The following is a 16,816-nucleotide window of genomic DNA, read 5'->3' as shown; positions in this document are numbered from 1 at the left end:
TGCCTTCACGGGTTGGTCCTTCCTTCACGGATGTCGTCTCGGATGTCGTCACGGCTGCCGTGACGGGTGTCGTGACGGGTTTCGTGACGGGTTTCGTCACGGGTGGGCGGGGTCGGACCGACGGGCGGCAGGTAGCCGGCCTCGGCGGCCCAGGTGAGCGCGGCCGACCACCACCGCGGGGTCGGAGCGGCGAAGCGCACGCCCAGCCGGCCGAGCACCGCCGTGGTGTACGCGCTGTCCACCAGGACGCGGCGCTCCTCCTGCGCCGCCCAGGCGGCCGCCACCCGGGCGGCCGTCGGGTGGCGGCGCTCGGCCCGGGCGAGGGCGGCCGCGAAGGCCTCCTCGTCGGTGAGCCGCACGGCGTGGCCGTGCCCGGCCAGCCACCCCACCAGTTCGTCGTGCGGGACGGCGTGCGGCGACTCCACGTGGTACGCGCCGGGCGCGGCGTACCGGTCGAGGGCGATCGCGGCGATCCCGGCGGCCACCGTGTCCACGTACGAGAACGCGAAGGCGGTGTCCGGCCGGCTCGGCGCGGCGCCGGCCAGCAGGTAGCCGCGGATCAGCTGGTAGATCCGGTTGTCCCCGGCGTTGGCCTGGAACGCGCCGGTCCGGCTGTGCGCCGCGATGTGGCCGCTGCGGTGCAGGTAGGCGGCGTGCCCGCCCGCCGCCCAGGCCCGGACGGCCTGCTCCGCCCGGTACTTGGTCCGCTCGTACGGGGTGCGGAAGTGCTGGCCGATCTCCAGGTCCGCCTCGCTGAAGCGGCGCGGCGGGCCGTCCACCCCGCCCGAGACGGCGAGCGTGGAGACGTGGTGGAGCCGGGCGTCCGGGGCGTGCTCGCCGACCCAGTCGAGCAGCCGGCGCACCGCGAGGTGGTTGGTGCGCTCCAGCTCGTCGGGCGAGGCCACCAGCCGGACGTCCGCCGCCGCGTGCACCACCAGGTGGGCGCCCCGGGCGAGTTCGCGTCCGGCCGGGGAGAGCCCGAGGCCGTCCCGGTCGATGTCCCCGGCGAGCGCCCGGACGGCGCCCCCGGCTCCGACTCCGGCCCTGACTCCGGCTCCGGCTCCGGCTCCGAGCCGCTCCAGCGCCGTGGCGTCGTCCTCGGCCCGCACCAGGCAGGTGACCTCGGCACCGCGCCGGACGAAGGCCTCCAGCAGGTGCCGGCCGAGGTAGCCGGTGGCGCCGGTGAGCAGCACCCGGGCGGGTTCGCGCACCGTCGCCCGGGCGGCGACCGGGGCCACGCCGGGGTGCAGCAGCTGGCCGGAGGTGGAGAGCGCCGCCCGGACGGGCGGTGCGGTGTCCGGCGCCTGCGCCACGGCCGCCACGGCCCGGGCGAAGCGCCCGGTGATCCGCTCGGCGGCGGGGTGCGGCAGGCCGGGCCGGCCGTACACCAGGTCGGCGACCAGCCGCTGCTCCACCACCCGTGCGGTGAGGCGCAGTTCGTACAGCGGGTCGCCGCCTGCGCAACGGGCCGTGCCGGCCTGTTCGGCGGCGACGGTCCAGTCCAGCGCGGGCTCCTCGGGCAGCCGGAAGGTGCCGAGGAAGTTGAAGCCGACGGCGGGCCGTTCGCCGGGCGCGTCCATCGGCCGGACGGGTGCCTCGCGCAGTCGCCGTGCCACGGTGTCCGGGGTGGCCCCGGCGTCCAGCTCGACGTGCTTGACGGCGGTGAACCAGCCGACGGTGTCCAGGAATTCACCCGGGTCGCCGACCGCGTCCCGGCCGTGGGTCTCGACCTCCACCGCGATCCGGGGGCGGCCGTCGTCGCCGGTGACGGCCTTCGCGAAGGCGGCCAGCAGTACGGCCTCCAGCCCGGCCCCGGCGCCGTGCCGGGCGATCAGCCGGGCGGTGGCGTCCGGGCCGAGTGTCCAGCTGAGCGTGCCGGGTTCCTCGAACTCCGTTGCTGCCTCGGCCTCCTGAGCTTCCTGGGCTTCCGCGACAGTGTGCCTCTCGACGCCGTCGGTCTGCCGGGCATCGGGCGAGGCGAGCGCCGCCCAGGCGTAGAAGTCGGCCGTCGGCGGCAGGTCGACCGGCTTCCGGTCGAGCACCGCCCGGTACGCGTGCGCCAGGTCGTCCAGCAGGATCCGCCAGGACAGTCCGTCGACCACCAGGTGGTGCGCGATCAGCGCGAGCCGGTCGTCGGTGCCGGGAGGGCCGGTGAACAGGTGGGCGCGCAGCAGCCGGCCGGCCGACGGGTCGAGGCTGCGGTGGAGTTCGGTGCAGACCCCGGCGACGGTGTCGGCGATCTCCCCGGCGCCCCGCGGGATCCGGGAGAAGGAGACCGGGTCGAGGTCGGCCGCCGCCCGCGGTTCGCCGCAGCCGTCCGGGGTGACCGGCCGGCGCAGTGCCGGGTGCCGCTCCAGGACGGCCGCGACGGCCGCCGAGAGCGCCGCCGGGTCGACGGCGGTGCGACAGCGCAGCAGCACGGACTGGTTCCAGTGCCGCACGTCCCGCGGCGTCCGCTGCCCGTACAGCCAGCGCTGGGCCGGGGCGAGCCGGAGCCCGTCGGTGGAGCCGCGCCGGGCCGGGACGGACGGCGCGGCCGGGACGGCGGCCGCCGCCAGGCCCTCCGCCGTCGGGTGCCGGTAGAAGTCCTCGTAGGCGACCCGCAGGCCTGAGCGCCGCAGGAAGGCGATGGTGCGCATGGCGAGGATGGAGTCGCCGCCGAGGCCGAGCACGTCGGCGCGCGGCCCGACCGCGGGCAGGCCGAGGGCGCCCGCCCAGAACCTCGCGATCTCCCCGGCCAGGGCGTTCCCGGCGGTGCCGTCCGGCTCCCCCGCACCGGCCGCGCCCGACTCGGCCCGGGCCTCGACCAGTTCGGCCGCCAGCTCGGCCAGCCGCTGCCGGTCGAGCTTGCCGTTCGGTCCGACCGGGAACCGTGGCAGCACCAGGACCGGCTGCGGCACGGAGTAGCCGGGGAGCCGGTCCCGCAGATACGCCCGCAGCCCCGCCAGCCGGTCCGAGCCGTTCGGGGCGTCCGACAGCCGTACGACGCCGATCAGTTGATTGCCGAGCGAGGTTTCCCGCAGCAGCGCCGCCGAGCGGACGACGCCGGGGTACCCGTCCATGGCCCGCTCGACCTCGGCGAGGTCCACCCGGTACCCGCGGACCTTCACCTGGCGGTCCACCCGCCCCAGGAAGACCAGGGTCCCGTCGGCCCGCCGGCGGCACAGGTCACCGGTGCGGTAGACGAGTCGGCCGTCGTGCCGGACGAAGCCGCGGGCGGTCTCGGCCGGTCGGCCGTAGTACCCGGCGGTCACGCCCCGGCCGCCGACGAGCAGTTCGCCCACCGTGCCGTCCGGGGCCTCCCGGCCGGTGCCGTCCACCACGGTCAGCAGCACCTCGCCGATCGCGGTGCCGATCGGTACGGTCGGCTCCTCGGCGGGCAGTTGGCGGGCGGAGGTGACGAGCAGGCAGGTGGCGCCGACGGTGGTCTCGGTCGGGCCGTAGTGGTTGACCAGCCGCGTGGTGGTGCCGCCGTCGAGCAGGGCGGCGGCGAGCGCGCGGGGCAGCGCCTCGCCGCCGAGCAGCACGGTGTGCAGCGGCGGGGAGTCGGCCGGGCGGCCCTCCAGCAGGGCGGTCAGGTGCGAGGGGGTGGTCTTCAGCACGTCCACCCCGGCCCGGCGCAGCGAGGCCCAGAAGGCCTCCGGGTCGCGCACCTCGCGGTCCGGCACGAGGTGCACCGAACCGCCGGTGGCCAGGGCGAGCAGCCAGGAGGTGTGGCCGAGGTCGGCGGCCAGGGTGGTGACGTGCGCGGCGCACGGCGCGTCGGCCTCGGTGAGGTCGAGCCGCCCGGCCAGCGCCCGGGCGTAGTGCACGGCGTTGGCGTGGGTGACGGCCACCGCCTTGGGCTCGCCGCTCGATCCGGAGGTGAAGGAGAGGTACGCGAGGTCCTCGGCCCGCACCTCGGCCCGTACCTCGGCCCGCGCCTCACTCGCCGACGGCAGCTCCGGCAGCGCCTCGACGTCCACCACCTCCCCGCCGAGCCCGCCCTCGGTGGCGAGCACCCGGGCCACCCGGACGGAGGCCAGCCGCCGGGCCAGGTCCGCCGCCGACCAGTCCGGATCGGCCAGCACGGCCGCCGCGCCCGAGCGCAGCACCCCGTACAGCAGCACCAGCATCCGAGCGTCCCGGGGCCCGACCAGGGCGACCCGGTCCCCCCGGCCGGTGCCGGCGGCGGCCAGCCGGTCGGCGATCCGGGCGGCCGCGGCGTCGACGGTGCGGTAGTCGAAGCCGCGGACGCCGTCGGTCAGGGCGGTCCGGTCGGGGTGGGCCCGGGCGAGGTGGGCGAGCAGCTCGGGCAGCGAGCGGGCACAGCGGGCGGGGTCGGCCGGGTGGCCGGAGGACGCGGACCGGACGTGCTGCGTCGCGGAGGTCACGCCGACTCGTCCCCCGTCCGGCCCGCCCGTGCGGGCTCGGCGACCACCGCCGGGTCGCCGACCAGGTAGCCGTCCAGCAGCGCCCGCTCGGGCAGCCGTCCGGCCAACTCCCAGGCCAGCATGCGGTGCAGGCCGTCGAGGTGGATCAGACCCGACCGGACCGCGAGGTCCCCGTAGTCGGGGTGGTCGACCGGGGAGGTGCTGAGGAAGAGGGGCGTGAACGGGGCCCGGCGCAGCAGCCGGAGCTTCGCCGCGCAGACCGGGTTGGCGGTGGTCCAGGCCGCCCCGCCGGCGCGGACCCGCTCGGCCGCCTCGGCCACCGTCAGTCCGGAGCGTGGCACCAGTTCGAGCTCCCCGCCCTCGCTGAGGTGCCAGGGCAGCACGACGCCCAGGACGTCCGCCCGGGAGAGCCGGATCCGCCACCAGCCGCCGCGGACGCGGTCGGCGCGTTCGATGTTCTCCTCGCCGTACATGTTGCTGTTCGCCTCGTGGGCCCGCTCCACCGGGTGGTCCCGCAGGTAGGCGTCGTGGACCTCGGGGTAGGCGGCGGCGGTGACGATCTCCACGGCAGTGCTCCTCAGACGGTTCCGGTGTACTCGGTGCCGGCGAACTCGGTACCGGCGTACTCGGTACCGGACGGCCCGGTGCCGGCGTACTCGGCGCGCCCGGTACGCCCGGTGCGGCTCGTGCCGCCGTACTCGGTGAAGTGCCGCTCCGCGAACAGCTCCGGCCACTGGCCGTCGGCCAGGTCCAGTTCGCGGGCCCGGGCGAGCATCCGCCGCCAGTACGGCTTCACCGGGCGCCAGCGCGCCCCCACCTGGCAGTAGGAGGCGTCGACGAAGTACCGGGGCCGGCCCGGCCCTTCGGGCGCCGGCCGACGGGTGTGGAACAGCGCCGAGTTGAGCAGCACCGTCGAGCCGGGCGGCAGCCGGTCGAGAACCACCTCGCCGGGCAGTTCCGCGGTGCCGTGGTGGGCGAGGGCGGACTTGTCCGCGGTGCGCAGGTGCGAGCCGGGCAGGACGGCCAGGCTGCCGACCTTCTCGTCCAGTCCGCCGAGGTAGTGCAGCGTGTGGACCATCAGCAGCGACGGGTCGGCGCGGTCGTTGGGCTCGCAGTCGTGGTGCCAGGCCTTGCCCGGGATCCCCGGGTCCTGGCGGTCGCTGTGCAGGTGGTGGAAGACGAAGTCCGGCCCGAGCAGGCGGGTCAGGGTGAGCAACAGCGGTGGGAAGGTGAGGAGTTCACCGTGGGCGGGAAGTTCCAGTTCCAGCAGCGGCGGCGGTCCGTACCGTAAGGGGTCGGCGCAGGCGGCGATCGAACGGGCCCGCAGGCCCTCGTCCACCCAGCGGTCGACCTCGGGGGCGAGCCGTTCGCGCAGCGCTTCCGGCAGCAGGCCGGGCAGGACCAGGTATCCGGCTTCCAGGAACTGGCGGCGGTGCTCGGTGTCGAGGGCCTCGCGCCCTCCGGGCGGCGGTGTCACCGAACCGATCCCCTCCTTCCGGTCAGCGGGGCACACGCAGGGACGTGGCGCCACGGGGCGTGGCGCGGGCAGTGGAGGTACACGGCGTCATCCAGACCTCGGGTGGCGGCGGAGCGTCCGTCACAGGCGCCTCGGCCGCCACAGCTGAATCGCGATCACCACGAAGAGGAATGCGTTGATCACGCAAGGTAGTCCGCCTCAGGAGTATGAACCTGTCCTCGCGTCCACGACAAGACCGATACCAACTCGTGGACACCTTCCCGCCACCGTGCCGTTCAGCTCCGGCCACTACTCGGCTCCCGTCCCACGGGGAACTCCGCGCCGTTCGCGCCCCGGTGATTCGCCGCCGCAACAGCGGATGCGGCACAGTGAGGTCATGAGCGACAGGACCAACCCCGCCCCCGGACCGGTCAGGCGCCGCCCGGTCCAGCAGCGCAGCCTGGAGCGGTACGGCCGCATCCTGGACGCCTGCGCCGGACTGCTGGACGAGGTCGGGGCGACCGCGCTCACCACCAAGGAGGTGGCCCAGCGCGCCCGGGTGCCGATCGGCACCCTCTACCAGTTCTTCGCCGGCAAGGAGGACCTGCTGGCCGCGCTCGCCACCCGCAACCTCGACCGCTACCTCCAGCGCCTGGACGCCCGGCTGGCCGCCGCCGCACCGGTCGGCCCGGCCGTCTTCACCGACCTCGCGGTGGAGGAGTTCGTGGCGATGAAGCGCGCGGTGCCGGGCTTCGGCCAGCTGGACTTCGGCCTGGCCGTCCCGGCCGTGCCCACCGACGTCCTGGACGACCGGCACCTGCTGGACACCGGCGTCGACAACAACACCGCCGTCGCCCTGCGGCTCCAGTCGCTCGGCGGCGAGCTGTTCCGCGCGGGAGACCCGACCGCCACCACGCTCACCCTGCGGGTGGCCCTGGAGGCCGCCGACGCGGTGCTCAAACTGGCCTTCCGGGAGGCCCCGGACGGCGATCCGGCGCTGATCGCCGAGTGCAAGCGGCTGGTCCGCGGCTACCTCGCGCAACAGCCCTCCGCCCGCTGACGCCCGCCCCGACCGGCCCCCGCCCGCCCGAGGCGTTGCGCACCCGCCGCCCCCGCAGCACAGTGGATAGCGGGACAGGCCGCGCAGGCGGCCGGCACACGACCCGAGGGAGCAGACCATGCACGCGGCGGTAGGTGACCAGCTCCACATCCACAGCAGGTCGGTGGGCATGGTGGACCAGAAGGGCGAGATCGTCGAAGTCCGCGGCGCCGACGGCCAGCCGCCGTACGTGGTCCGCTTCGAGGACGGCCACGAGGGCCTGATCTACCCCGGCCCCGACTGCAACATCGAACAGCGCCAGGCGGGACGCTGACCGACGCCCCCGCCACCTTGCCCGACGCGAGGTGGTGAGGAGCGGTGTCCGCCCCCGCGACCCCGCTGCCCGGGGCGCTCGCCGGGCTCGCGCCACTGCTGGACCACTACGGGTACCTCGCGGTGGCGCTGCTCGTGCTGCTGGACAACTGCGGCATCCCGGTGCCCGGGCAGACCATCCTCGTGCTGGCCTCGGTGTACGCCGGCGCCGGGCACCTCGACTTCGCCGCCGTACTGCTGACCGCGGCCGGCGCCGCCGCGCTCGGCAACAGCCTCGGCTACCTGATCGGCCACACCGGCGGGCGCGCCTTCGTCCACCGCTGGGGCCGCTACGTGCTGCTCACCCCGGCCCGGATGGAGCGCGCCGACGGCTTCTTCGCCCGGCACGGCGGCAAGGTCGTCACCGTCGCCCGCTTCGTGGACGGGCTGCGCCAGTACAACGGGATCATCGCCGGGACGACGGAGATGCCCTGGCGCCGGTTCCAGCCGTTCAACCTGCTCGGCGCGGCGCTGTGGACGGCCGTCTGGGGCACCTTCGGCTACGTCGCCGGGGCCCACATCGGCACCGTCTACCACACGGCGCTGCGCTACCAGGTCTGGTTCGCGATCGCTCTCGGCGTGCTGGTCGCCGCCTTCCTGCTGCGGCAGGTGCTGCGCTACCGCCGTCGGCGCCGCGCGGGCACCGACGGCCCCACGGGCGGGTCCGAGGACGCCGGCTCCGAGGACGGGTCCGAGGCTCCTAGCTGAGCGGGAACACCTCGAACGACACCGCGAAACGCGTCCCCAGCCGGGTCCCGGCGCCCCGGCCGGCCCCCTCCAGGAACTCCCGGGGCTCCGCCATCGCCCCGCTCAGTCCGGCCAGGTACGCCCGGTGCTCCTCCAACGAGGCGACGCCCCGGTCGAAGGTGTCGGTGGTGTCCACCGCGTGCCCGGCGTCCGGCGAGGCCGCCGCCCAGATCTGCCGCACGCCGTTCCACGGTTCGTGGCCCTCGGCCAGCAGCTCGCGGAACACCCAGCGGTTCCCGGCGTCCCGGACCCCGTCCAGGGTGGCCCGCCCGACCGCGATGTGGTCGGCCTGGTTGAGGAACACCCCGCCGTAGGTGTCCCGGAAGTTGCTGGTGATCACGATGTCCGGCCGGTGTCTGCGCACCAGCCGGGCGATGTCCCGGCGCAGCGGCAGCCCGTACTCGACCACGCCGTCCGGGTAGCCGAGGAACTCCACGGTCTCGACGCCGACCACGCGCGCCGAGGCGAGCTGCTCGGCCTCGCGCAGCGGGCCGCACTCGGCCGGGTCCAGCCCGTCGATGCCCGCCTCGCCGCTGGTGACCATCGCGTAGACGACCGTCTTGCCCTGGGAGGTCCAGCGGGCGACGGCCGCGGCCCCGCCGTACTCCATGTCGTCGGGGTGGGCGACGATCGCCAGCGCCGTCCGCCAGTCCTCGTCGACGGGCTCGAAGGGCTCGAAGGGCTCGGGGGCCTGCTCGCTCATGCTGCTCGTTCCTCTCGGTGCGGCTCACGGTCGTCCGGGGGTCCGGCCGTGGACCATGATCCGGCAGCCGGCTGGGAACTTACCCCGCGTCAGGTGGCGTCGAAGGGGCATGACCCGCTACCAGCTCGGCTTCGTCCACGCGGCGCTCGCCCTGCTCATCCTGGAGACCGTCGCCGCCGTCATGCTGTTCCTCATCGCCTCCCCGATGATCGGCGGCCTCTCGTTGCGCCACGACACATGGGACATGCCGCTCGGCGTGCTGATCGCGTCCGTGGTGGGCGTGTCCGCCGTGCTCAACATGTGGGCGGTCAAGGCGGTGTCGCGGATGGGCATGGCGGGCGAGCGGACCGGGCGCCGCCGGCTGGCCCTGGCCGGCGCCGCGGTGGTCCAGCTCGGCCTGGCCGCGCTCGGCCTGCGGCACGAGAACACGCCGGCCGTCCTCTACCCGGTCGTGGTGCTGCTCCTCCTCGCGGCGCTGTCCGGCCGGCTTGCCTCTGACGCAGGGGTCAGGGGTTAGCGTCCGGGCACCCCGCGGCGGCACCGACCGCCGCCTCCCCCGCTTCGAGGAGCGCCGCCATGGCCCTGCCCGCCACCGCCCGTGTCGTCCGGCTGACCGCCGCGCCGGAGGGGCTGCCCGCCCCCGGGGACTTCACCGTGGCCGAGGAGCCGCTGGCGGCGCCCGGCCCCGGGGAGGTGCTGGTCCGCAACCGGGCCTTCCTGGTCTTCCCCGCCCTGCGCACACTGATCGGCGGCGCGGGCTCCGGCCTTCCGCTGCCGGGCATCGCCCCCGGGGACGCGCTGTTCGGGCCCGCCCTCGGCGAGGTGCTGGCCGCCCCCGGGGGCGGGCCGCTGCGCCCGGGCGACCTGGTCACCCACCTGTACGGCTGGCGGGACCACGCGCTCGCCCCGGCCGGGCGTTTCACCGCCGTCCCGGCGGACTTCCCGGACCCGCTCGCCCTGGTCTCCTCCGCCGCGGCCGGCTACGGCGGGCTGACCCGCTGCGCCGGGGTGCGCCCGGGCGACGTGGTGCTGGTGACCGGCGCGGCGGGCGCGGTCGGCACGGTGGCCGGACAGGTCGCCAGGCTGCTCGGCGCCGCCCGGGTGATCGGCACCACCCGCTCGCCCGCCAAGGCCGAGCGGCTGACCGCCGAACTCGGCTACGACGCCGTGCTGGTGCCCGGCGAGCGGCCGCTCGCCGAGCAGCTGGCCGGGGCCGCGCCGGACGGCGTCGACGTCGTGCTGGACCTGGTCGGCGGCGAGCAGCTGACCGCCGCCGTGGCCGCGGCCCGGCGCGGCGCCCGCCTCGCCCTGGTCGGCACCCTGGCCGGTCAGCTCGCACCGGAGCGCCAGGGCGGCGACGCGCCGACCGTGATCGACGCGTTCCGGGTCGTCACCCTCGGTCTGAGCCTGCGCGGTTTCACCGTGCCGGACCACCCGGACCTGGAGGCCGAGTGGCGGGAGCGCCTGGCCGGCTGGCTGCGCGCCGGGGAGATCGTCCTGCCCCGGACCCCGGTGGCGGGCATCGACCGGGCCGTCGAGGCGTTGGCCGGACTGTTCACCGGGAACACCTTCGGGACCACCGTCGTGGAACTCTGACCACCCGGTACGACGACCGGGTACGACGACCAGGGAGCGGGCATGCGGATCGGCGACGCGGCGGCAGCGGCGGGCACCACGCCCAGGGCACTGCGCTTCTACGAGCAGCGCGGCCTGATCCACCCGCCGGCCCGCTCCGCCTCCGGCCAGCGCGAGTACGGCCCGGACGACGTCGCCCGGGTCCGGGTGATCCGCCAACTCCTCGCCGTGGGGCTGACGGTGGACGACCTGGCCAGCCGGGCCCACCGCCTCGACCTGCTCGGCCAGGACCCGCCGGTCCGCTGCTCCGGCTCTCCCGGCCCGGACACCTTCGCACCCGTCGTCCACGCCCGACTGGCCGCCCTGGACGTCGAGATCGCCCGCCTCACCGCGCTGCGCGCCAAGCTCGCCCACCACATCGCGACCGGCGGCTCGGACGTGCCGGCCGAGGCCTGACGGATGCGGGAAGCCCGTCCGGCACCTCGCGACGGGGGTTGCGGGAGGTGCCGGACGGGCGTGCGGGGGGGATCAGGACGCGTCGGCGGCGAGTCGGACGTCGGCGGCCGGGGCGGCGGCGCTGTCCCGGCCGGTCCAGCTGATCCTGGTCGCGCAGAGGGAGACGACGGCCGCCGAGGCGGCGACGGCGGCCATGCCCCAGAGCAGGCTGGTGGCACCGGCGATGAAGCCGATCACGGCGGGGCCGGCCAGCAGGCCGGTGGTGCCCATGGCGGCGACCAGCGAGAGGGCGTCGGCGCCCTGCCGGGCGGCGGCGACGTAGACGCACGGGGTCACCGCGGCCACGCCGAGGCCGACGCAGGCGAAGCCGAGCAGGGTCGGGACCACGCCGCCGACCGCCAGCGCGAGGGCGAGTCCGAGGCCGGCCAGCAGGCTGCCGGTGCGCACGATCCGGCCGTCGCCGAAGCGGGTGCGCCAGCCGTCCGCGAAGATCCGGGCGCAGACCATCATCACCGAGACCACCGCGATGCCCATCGGGGCGAGTCCGGCGCCGGCGTGCACGTAGTCCTTGAGGTAGAGCGCCGACCAGTCGTTCATGGCGCCCTCGGTGACGGTGCCGAACACCATCGCCAGACCCATCCACAGGGTCGCGACGGTCGGCAGCACGAAGCCGCGGCGCTGCTTCTTCTCCACCGCGTCGGCGGCATCCCCCACGGCGTCGGCCGCCGCGGCCGGGCCGTCCGCGAGCAGCCCCGGCCGGGCGGCCACCACCAGCACCGCGAGCAGCGCGGCGGCGAGCCCGAAGTGCACCGCCAGGGTGCCGGTGGCTGAGGTGACGCCCGAGGCCAACAACGCGGCGAGCAGCGAGCCGGCGCTGAAGGTGGCGTGCAGCCTGGACATCGTGGTCCGCTCGAAGCGGGCCTCGAGCGCGGCACCCTGGGCGTTCATCGCGACGTTCAGACAGCCGACCGCGACGCCGTCGAAGAACAGCACCAGCAGTGTGACCGGGTAGTTCGGCACCACCGACAGGGCGAGCAGGATCACGCCGAGGGCGAGCGCGGACAGCACCGAGAGCAGCCGGGAGCCGAACCGCCGCATCAGCACCGCGACCACGGGGAAGGACACCGCCGCGCCGATGCCGCAGGTCATCAGCAGCAGGCCGATCTGGGCCTCGCCCAGGTCGAGCCTGGCCTTGAGCGCGGGCACCCGGGAGACCCAGGTCGCGTACTGGAATCCGAGGACGAAGAACAGTGCGCCGATGGCCACTTGGGACCGGCGGAACTCGTCGCGAACGGGGGACATCGGTATCAGCCCACTTCGGCTCTGGGACGCGGCCCGGGGACCGGGTCGGTGGAGTGCGGCAGCGGCCGGGCCGGGACGGCGTCCAGCGGCATCGCCATGTAGACCGCCCGGGTGCCGTAGCTCTCGGGCAGGTCGATCTCGGGCCGGGCGCGGTAGCCCAGCGGGGTCCACAGCACGTGCGAACCGCGGACGGCGACCAGCGAGGCGGTGCGGTAGCCGGCCGCCCGGGCGGTCTCCTCCAGGTGCCGCAGCATCCGCAGGGACAGGCCCCGGCCGCGCAGGTCCTCGGAGATCACCAGGTCATGGGCGTGCATGTTGGTCGGCCGCTCGCCCGTGCCGGGCGCGGTCCCGTCCTCGTCCTCGCTGCGGCTGAGGTCCGGGCAGTGGAACAGCGGGTACGGCAGGGCGAGCAGGTAGCCGCCGAGGCCGCCCTCGTGCTCCAGCACGAAGCAGGTGTCCGGCGAGGCGCGGTGCCGGGAACGCAGCGCCTCCCGGCCCTCGGACAGGCCGCTGGCGGCGTAGGCGCGCTCCTCCAGCGCGACCACCTCGTCCCAGTCCTCCTCCCGGAGCAGCCGGATGCGGTACTCGCTCATGCGCTTCCTTCCTCGCGGCGCCCGCCGACGCAGGTGTACGGCAGGGGCGCGAAACCGTTGAACCCCTGGGTGGCGTAGGCCGTGGCGTACGCGCCGCAGGAGTGGATCCAGACCGGGTCTCCGGAGCCGAGCGCGCGCGGGACGCGCACCAGGCCGTCCTCCTGCGCGTACGCGTCGTCGCTGTCGCAGGTCGGGCCGGCGACGACAGCGTTGACGAACTGGCCGCCGGGGTGGGTGGGGAACTCCAGCCGGTACTGGAGCTGGTCCATCTCGTACAGGCCGTTGAACTTGCCGCAGCTCAGGTACAGCCAGTCGTCCCGGGTGCCGTCGAGGCGGCGGCGGGAGGTGAGCCGGGAGACGTGGGCGCGGATCGCGCCGTGGTCGGCGACGAGGTGGCGCCCGGGCTCCAGCAGGAACTCCAGCGGCCCGGCGTTGACGGCGCGCAGCCGTTCCATGCCCTCGCGGATCACCGTGAACATCTTGTCCAGTGGCGGGTCCAGCGGGCGCCCGCTGCGGTCCAGGACGCCGAGGGCCGGCAGACCGCCGCCGAGGTTGATCCGGGTGGGGGTGATGCCGCGCCAGTTGAGCGCCTCCAGCACGGCGGCCAGCGAGTCGATCGCCGCGCCCCAGGCCTCGGAGGTCATCTGCTGGGAGCCGACGTGCACCGACAGGCCGGAGGGCACCAGCCCGGCGGTACGAGCTTCGTCGAGCACCCGCAGCGCGTCCTCGGGCGAGCAGCCGAACTTGTGACTCAGGCCCCACAGCGCGCCCTCGCCGCTGGTCGCGATCCGGCAGAACACCCGTGCGCCGGGGGCGTGTTCGGCGATCGCCGCGACGTCCTCCAGGCTGTCGGTGGCGAAGTCGCGCACGCCCAGCCGGTGGGCCTCGGCGATGTTGCGGTCCGACTTGACGGTGTTGCCGTAGTGGATCAGCCCGGGCGGCACTCCGGTGCGCAGCGCCTGGGCGATCTCCTGCGGGCTGGCCGCGTCGAAGCCGGAGCCGAGCCCCGCGAGGTGCCCGAGCACCTCGTCCACCGGGCAGGCCTTCATCGCGAACCGGACGGCCACGCCCGGCAGTTCGGCGCACAACGCGGCGTACTGACGGCCGATGCCGTCGAGGTCGTAGATGATGACGTCCTCGGTGGCGGCGGCGAGCGCGGCACGCAGCGCGGAGTGGTCGTGCTCGTCGGGGCCCGGCGGGTTCGCCGGGGGCGCGTCGGTGTGCACCGCGGAGACGGCCGGGATGCGGTGCGTGGTCTTCGTGGTCCGGTGTGCCGCGGTGTGCTGCGCCGCGGCGTGCTGTGCCGCGGTCTGGTGCGTCACGGCCTGCGGTGTCGCGGCCTGCGGGGTCACGGCCTGGTGCGCCATGGTCTGGTGTTTCGTGGTCTGGTGTTTCGTGGTCTGGTGTGTCACGCGGAGCTCCCCCTCGGCTGGCGCGGCAGCCGGTCGGCGGGGGTGGCCTTGCTCGCCCGCACCAGCGGGCCCCACGCGTCGATCAGTGTCGCGAAGTCCTCGATGTCCGCCTGCGCCTCGTCGAGCAGGCGCGCCCGCAGGGGCGCCAGGTGGTCGGCGAACTCGGCGTACTTCCCGCCGAGCCGCCGGTAGCAGCGGTCGAGTTCGGCGAGCCTGCGGTGGTTCTCCGCGCGGTCCGTCGCGGCGCTGCGGCGGGCGGAGTCGGCGATCGGCTCGGGGCGGACGTGGTGCTGCTCGTCGAGCAGGGCGTCGCCGGCGGCCTCCATCTCGGAGTAGACCGGGTAGAGGTAGAGCATCGACAGCAGGAACTTGGCGTAGCGCAGCTGGTAGGCGGTGAAGCCGGGGCCGGTGCGCCGTTCCGGGGTGTGGTAGTTGACGATGTGGCGGTTGTGGGTGACGCCCGGCAGGGTCGCGTCACGCACCAGGTGGTGCAGGAAGTAGTCGCTGCCGATGGTGTCGGTGGCGGGCGGCAGCGGCACCCGCTCGTACACCTCGTGGTGGAGGCCGATGTTGCACATGTCGATGTGCCAGATGTCGGGCAGGTCGAGCACCGCGCGGTCGGTGGTGAACGGTTCGGTGCCGCCTCCGGTGAAGGACTCGGCGACCAGTTCGCGCTTCTCCTCCTCGCTCGCGCCGGTGGGTGCCCAGAGCGCGACCACGTCGTGGTAGACCTCGGGGTCGAGTTCGCGGATCTCGCCGATGTCGACGGAGAGTTCACCGACGAAGGAGGCGCCGACCAGGGCGACCTGCTTGTCCGCGTGCACCGGGTCCAGGGTGTTCCGGGTGACGGCGGCGGCCGCGTCGGCGGCCTTCAGCCCGAGCGTGGCCAGCTCGTGCTCGATCGGGAACACCGGTTCGCCGTCGAGCAGTTGGTAGCGGCTGTCGGAGTCCCGGCGGTGCACCGACTCGCAGCCGAGGGCGGCGGCCAGCAGGAACGCCCGGTTGGTGCAGGCTCCGTAGGAGACGGCGTCCGGCAGCATGAGGTCCAGCAGCCGGTCCGCTCCGACCTCGCCGGCCGCTCCGGAGCGCTCGATCACCGAGCGCAGGAAGGCGCGTTGGGCGTCCTCGTCCAGGTGGTGGACGACCACGCCCTCGACGGCCGGCAGGGCGGTGAGCGCCGCGGCGTGCCGTTGCCTGGCCGCCGGGTCGGCGGAGTCCAGCACCAGCAGGTGCACCCGGACGCCGAACCGCCGTACGGCGTGGGCGGCTTCGGCGCCGATCGCGGTGATGGTGTCCGCGCACTCGCGGTTGGTGGGCAGGGTCAGGCAGACGTCGCGCATTCCCGCTCCCCCGTGGCGGCCGGCCGGTCGTTCCCGTGCTCCTCGAAGGGCTTGCCGCTCCAGGACCGCAGGCCGAGCAGTTTCTCCCCCAGTTCGGTGAGTTCGGCGGTCCCGTAGCGCTGGGCCTCGGGCCGGTCGGCGTCGCCGACCAGGGTGCGGTTCCAGTCCGGGGTGGCGAGCGTGCGCCAGGACTCCACCCGGGAGCGGCGCAGCTTCTCGGACTCCTCCAGGGCCGGCATCATCGACAGGTACTGCACCGCGCGCACGCCGTTCTCGGAGGTGTTGCGCTCCACGCCGTGGGCGAGCAGGCCGTTCCAGATCAGCAGGTCGCCGGCCTTCAACTCGGGCCGCACGACGGGGAACTCGGTGCGGTCGACGTCGGGGCGGATCGGGTCGCGGTCGGCCGGCTGGGCGGCCTGCCACTCGTTGAAGCGGCGGAACAGCTCCGGGTCGCACTGGAAACCGCCGTGGTCGGGGGCGGTGTCGTCGAGCGCGATGATGCCCTGGACGCGCTGCGGCAGGATGCCCTGGGTGGTGTCGACGTCCCAGTGCAGCTCGATGTCGAAGCCGCGGTCGGTGGGCTCGATCAGCGCGCGGTCGCGGTTGCGGACGTTGGGCGGGTTGAGGTTGAGCCGGTCGAGGGTGACCCAGAGCTCCTCGCAGTCCCAGACGTCCACGAAGGCGTCGTAGACGCGCTGCGACTGGCGGCTGTCCCAGAGGAGTTGGTGGTGGTAGGCCTCGACGAACCCGTAGATGTGCAGGTGCCGGTCGAGTTCGTCGCGGTAGTCGCGCTCGCGGTACCACTCCTCGGGGCGGTCCGGCGACAGGCCCTGGAACTCCCAGGCGAAGTCGAGCAGTCGGCGCGCGGCCTCGGCCGGGATCGCCTGCTTCACCACCACGTAGCCGTAGGTCTGCCAGAACGCGTGGTCCTCCTCGGAGAGCACCCGCAGCGGGTGCTTCTTGCGGATGTCGCGCAGTGCGGTGCGGGCGAGGTAGCTCTCGGTGTCGGCGCTGAAGTAGGGGCGCTCCGACGCGGCCCGGTACAGGTACTCCCCGGCGGGCGCGTCGGGGCGTTCGGCAGGGCTCGGCATGGGCAGTCACTCCATGGTTCGTAGTCGGCGCAGCGCTTCCTCATGCGCTCGGTGCGGGCACGGCGGGTCGACGGCCGGTCGACGGCCGCGGCGGGAATTCGGGCACGCAGCGGAGGGTCCGTCCGCACACGGTCCTTGCCGCCTCGCCCCACGGGCACGGAACAGCGCCACGTCAGGGGGCCAACTCGCCCGCCCGGCAGGTCGTCTCACCCCACATCAGCCACTGCCGGACCGCGCTCTCCATACGTTGGACTAGACCAACTAATGGTGTCAACCCTTTCCCTCGGGTTACCGATTGGGAAATCGGCGCAGCTCACAACGCCTCTCGGGGTTCGCTTTATGTTTCGGAGACTGACA

The 16,816-nt window shown here is 74.7% G+C and carries 15 protein-coding genes; 6 read left to right on the top strand and 9 right to left on the bottom strand.

Features of this window, described 5'->3' with window-relative positions; translation table 11 throughout:
* Positions 1-5: 5 nt before the first annotated feature.
* From ACIQ87_RS07910 to ACIQ87_RS07900, 3 genes are read right to left on the bottom strand one after another with little or no spacing between them, the layout of a single operon-like run.
* Positions 6-4,373 (bottom strand): AMP-binding protein, encoded by a 4,368-nt coding sequence (locus ACIQ87_RS07910; RefSeq protein ID WP_402403151.1) that lies wholly within the window; start codon positions 4,371-4,373, stop codon positions 6-8.
* Complete coding sequence (locus ACIQ87_RS07905) at positions 4,370-4,939, bottom strand: DUF6309 family protein (RefSeq protein WP_402403148.1); 570 nt, start codon at positions 4,937-4,939, stop codon at positions 4,370-4,372. Before ACIQ87_RS07905 ends, ACIQ87_RS07910 begins: the two co-directional genes overlap by 4 nt.
* An 11-nt stretch (positions 4,940-4,950) precedes the next feature.
* Positions 4,951-5,850 carry a phytanoyl-CoA dioxygenase gene (locus ACIQ87_RS07900; RefSeq protein ID WP_402403146.1) on the bottom strand — a complete coding sequence of 300 codons (900 nt, stop codon included), beginning with the start codon at positions 5,848-5,850 and terminating at the stop codon, positions 4,951-4,953.
* A gap of 376 nt (positions 5,851-6,226) precedes the next feature.
* Between ACIQ87_RS07900 and ACIQ87_RS07895 the strand changes: the two genes are divergently transcribed.
* The 3 genes from ACIQ87_RS07895 to ACIQ87_RS07885 all read left to right on the top strand — a co-directional run bounded on the left by ACIQ87_RS07895 (position 6,227) and on the right by ACIQ87_RS07885 (position 7,948).
* Entirely contained in the window at positions 6,227-6,889 is a 663-nt protein-coding gene (locus ACIQ87_RS07895) for a TetR family transcriptional regulator (RefSeq protein WP_402403143.1), read from the top strand.
* 118 nt (positions 6,890-7,007) lie between these two features.
* Complete coding sequence (locus tag ACIQ87_RS07890; RefSeq protein WP_402403140.1) at positions 7,008-7,202, top strand: DUF1918 domain-containing protein; 195 nt, start codon at positions 7,008-7,010, stop codon at positions 7,200-7,202.
* A 44-nt stretch (positions 7,203-7,246) separates the two neighbouring features.
* Positions 7,247-7,948, top strand: a complete 702-nt coding sequence (locus ACIQ87_RS07885) for a DedA family protein (RefSeq protein WP_402403137.1) — start codon at positions 7,247-7,249, stop codon at positions 7,946-7,948.
* Here ACIQ87_RS07885 and ACIQ87_RS07880 read toward each other — a convergent pair.
* Positions 7,941-8,690, bottom strand: coding sequence for a PIG-L deacetylase family protein (locus ACIQ87_RS07880; protein WP_402403134.1), 750 nt, complete (start codon positions 8,688-8,690; stop codon positions 7,941-7,943). The genes ACIQ87_RS07885 and ACIQ87_RS07880 overlap by 8 nt on opposite strands.
* A 109-nt stretch (positions 8,691-8,799) precedes the next feature.
* On the opposite strand from ACIQ87_RS07880, the gene ACIQ87_RS07875 reads away from it, so the two are divergent.
* Genes ACIQ87_RS07875 through ACIQ87_RS07865 form a run of 3 tightly spaced genes read left to right on the top strand, consistent with a single transcriptional unit; the run spans position 8,800 to position 10,721 of the window.
* Positions 8,800-9,207, top strand: coding sequence for a hypothetical protein (locus tag ACIQ87_RS07875; protein WP_402403132.1), 408 nt, complete (start codon positions 8,800-8,802; stop codon positions 9,205-9,207).
* 59 nt (positions 9,208-9,266) lie between these two features.
* Entirely contained in the window at positions 9,267-10,286 is a 1,020-nt protein-coding gene (locus ACIQ87_RS07870) for a zinc-binding dehydrogenase (protein ID WP_402403129.1), read from the top strand.
* A 42-nt stretch (positions 10,287-10,328) separates the two neighbouring features.
* The gene (locus ACIQ87_RS07865; RefSeq protein ID WP_402403126.1) at positions 10,329-10,721 is read left to right on the top strand and encodes a MerR family transcriptional regulator; all 393 of its coding nucleotides are present in this window, start codon (positions 10,329-10,331) and stop codon (positions 10,719-10,721) included.
* A 72-nt stretch (positions 10,722-10,793) separates the two neighbouring features.
* On the opposite strand, the gene ACIQ87_RS07860 is transcribed toward ACIQ87_RS07865, so the two are convergent.
* Genes ACIQ87_RS07860 through ACIQ87_RS07840 form a run of 5 tightly spaced genes read right to left on the bottom strand, consistent with a single transcriptional unit; the run spans position 10,794 to position 16,459 of the window.
* Entirely contained in the window at positions 10,794-12,023 is a 1,230-nt protein-coding gene (locus ACIQ87_RS07860) for an MFS transporter (protein ID WP_402403123.1), read from the bottom strand.
* A gap of 5 nt (positions 12,024-12,028) precedes the next feature.
* The gene (locus ACIQ87_RS07855) at positions 12,029-12,616 is read right to left on the bottom strand and encodes a GNAT family N-acetyltransferase (protein ID WP_402403121.1); all 588 of its coding nucleotides are present in this window, start codon (positions 12,614-12,616) and stop codon (positions 12,029-12,031) included.
* Positions 12,613-14,028: a type III PLP-dependent enzyme gene (locus ACIQ87_RS07850; protein ID WP_402403118.1), complete on the bottom strand. Its 1,416-nt coding sequence runs from the start codon at positions 14,026-14,028 to the stop codon at positions 12,613-12,615. The genes ACIQ87_RS07855 and ACIQ87_RS07850 overlap by 4 nt, the downstream gene beginning before the upstream one ends.
* Positions 14,025-15,368 (bottom strand): DUF6271 family protein, encoded by a 1,344-nt coding sequence (locus tag ACIQ87_RS07845; protein ID WP_402403115.1) that lies wholly within the window; start codon positions 15,366-15,368, stop codon positions 14,025-14,027. Before ACIQ87_RS07845 ends, ACIQ87_RS07850 begins: the two co-directional genes overlap by 4 nt.
* Positions 15,350-16,459: a phytanoyl-CoA dioxygenase family protein gene (locus tag ACIQ87_RS07840; RefSeq protein ID WP_402403113.1), complete on the bottom strand. Its 1,110-nt coding sequence runs from the start codon at positions 16,457-16,459 to the stop codon at positions 15,350-15,352. Before ACIQ87_RS07840 ends, ACIQ87_RS07845 begins: the two co-directional genes overlap by 19 nt.
* Between the last annotated feature and the right edge of the window lie 357 nt (positions 16,460-16,816).

This window comes from Kitasatospora sp. NPDC096204 (assembly GCF_044763205.1).
In the GTDB taxonomy this organism is placed as follows: Bacteria; Actinomycetota; Actinomycetes; order Streptomycetales; family Streptomycetaceae; genus Kitasatospora.
The sequence above is the reverse complement of the archived record's forward strand: the minus strand, read 5'-3'. Positions and strand labels throughout refer to the sequence as shown.

Coding starts and splice junctions, on each gene's coding strand:
- ACIQ87_RS07870 (WP_402403129.1), top strand. CDS start 9,267: ATGGCCCTGCCCGCCACCGCCCGTGTCGTCCGGCTGACCGCCGCGCCG.
- ACIQ87_RS07880 (WP_402403134.1), bottom strand. CDS start 8,690: ATGAGCGAGCAGGCCCCCGAGCCCTTCGAGCCCTTCGAGCCCGTCGAC.
- ACIQ87_RS07840 (WP_402403113.1), bottom strand. CDS start 16,459: ATGCCGAGCCCTGCCGAACGCCCCGACGCGCCCGCCGGGGAGTACCTG.
- ACIQ87_RS07860 (WP_402403123.1), bottom strand. CDS start 12,023: ATGTCCCCCGTTCGCGACGAGTTCCGCCGGTCCCAAGTGGCCATCGGC.
- ACIQ87_RS07855 (WP_402403121.1), bottom strand. CDS start 12,616: ATGAGCGAGTACCGCATCCGGCTGCTCCGGGAGGAGGACTGGGACGAG.
- ACIQ87_RS07865 (WP_402403126.1), top strand. CDS start 10,329: ATGCGGATCGGCGACGCGGCGGCAGCGGCGGGCACCACGCCCAGGGCA.
- ACIQ87_RS07895 (WP_402403143.1), top strand. CDS start 6,227: ATGAGCGACAGGACCAACCCCGCCCCCGGACCGGTCAGGCGCCGCCCG.
- ACIQ87_RS07890 (WP_402403140.1), top strand. CDS start 7,008: ATGCACGCGGCGGTAGGTGACCAGCTCCACATCCACAGCAGGTCGGTG.
- ACIQ87_RS07845 (WP_402403115.1), bottom strand. CDS start 15,368: ATGCGCGACGTCTGCCTGACCCTGCCCACCAACCGCGAGTGCGCGGAC.
- ACIQ87_RS07875 (WP_402403132.1), top strand. CDS start 8,800: ATGACCCGCTACCAGCTCGGCTTCGTCCACGCGGCGCTCGCCCTGCTC.